A 461-nucleotide genomic window follows, 5' to 3' on the forward strand; every position below is an offset into this window, starting at 1 on the left:
GCCCAGATCGACGCCCACGCTGGCCTGAGGCTGCTCTACGGGCACAATGTCGTCGGTCTCGATCATGATGCTGGCAAACCATCTATCGGCCTCACGACTGACGGTAACGCGCTTGAGCTTGCCAGTGAACCGTACAGCCTCCCTCATCCTCACCCAACCAACAACCGGAAGCTTGATACGATTGCCATCGGCTCGGAATGTTCCGGATTCGTTAGCGGCGCAGAAGCTGTCACCTTGCCCGCGCTTCTTGAAGCGAGGATATTTGCCGCGCTTTTCGAAAAATGCTCGGAATGCCCCGCCTAGGTCTATTATCGCTTCTTGGGCCGCACATTTGGTAACATCAAACATCCACGGGAATTGTTCACGCTTGACGCCGTTCAACTGACGACGCAAGCCTACATCGGACGGCTGTGGGAGTGTCGGATCATCGGATCTCGCAGTATACTGGCGTTGCCATTCCG

Annotated in this window: 1 protein-coding gene; it reads right to left on the reverse strand. The window is 56.2% G+C overall.

Annotated features, from left to right (window positions below):
• Window positions 1–393, reverse strand: a 393-nt coding sequence (locus PY650_RS36795) for an RNA-guided endonuclease InsQ/TnpB family protein (protein WP_285885031.1), incomplete at its 3' end; no start/stop codon positions are given.
• Window positions 394–461 lie beyond the last annotated feature (68 nt).

Source organism: Martinezella calliandrae, assembly GCF_030272695.1.
Classification (GTDB): Bacteria; Pseudomonadota; Alphaproteobacteria; order Rhizobiales; family Rhizobiaceae; genus Rhizobium; species Rhizobium calliandrae.